General features: G+C 50.9%; 1 protein-coding gene and 1 pseudogene. Both read right to left on the minus strand.

What is annotated here, in order from left to right; translation table 11 throughout:
- Positions 1-95 (minus strand): annotated as a pseudogene (locus tag D0T87_RS23685) (META domain-containing protein); the annotation flags it as partial.
- A complete protein-coding gene (locus D0T87_RS23690) occupies positions 80-382 on the minus strand; it encodes a hypothetical protein (RefSeq protein WP_163178637.1) in 303 nt (100 codons plus the stop codon). The pseudogene D0T87_RS23685 and the gene D0T87_RS23690, both read right to left, overlap by 16 nt.
- Positions 383-434 lie beyond the last annotated feature (52 nt).

Below are 434 nucleotides of genomic sequence, written 5' to 3' on the forward strand. Positions count from 1 at the left end.
TCGGGACACATCATGCGGGTACCGGCAATCGTACTCAGGTCGAGTTCGCCAGGTTTGGAACTCCGGTCGAATGATCCCATCATGCGGTTACACCCAGGGCCTTATCGCCGGTCAGCGCTGTTCCGGTGCTGTTGTATTTGGTCCATGCTGTGTTGATGTCGCCGGTACTCTTATCGGTAATAAATACCGTATAGTCGCCCACTGCATCGGTGGGTACGGTGCCTGAGGCACGCGAGAGGGTGGGCGCATCCAGCTGGATGCTTAACATCGCTTTTTCACCTTCTACGGGGAAGGATGCGTCATTGTCATTGCTACAACTTGAAGTGCCAAAGGTCAGGGCGATGGCCACTGCAAATAAGCTCAAAAGATTCTTCTTTTTCATGTTCATTAAAAAATTAATTTGAATAAATAACAGCCTCACCCCGACCCTCTCC

This window comes from Bacteroides sp. 51, assembly GCF_010500965.1.
In the GTDB taxonomy this organism is placed as follows: domain Bacteria; phylum Bacteroidota; class Bacteroidia; order Bacteroidales; family Bacteroidaceae; genus Bacteroides.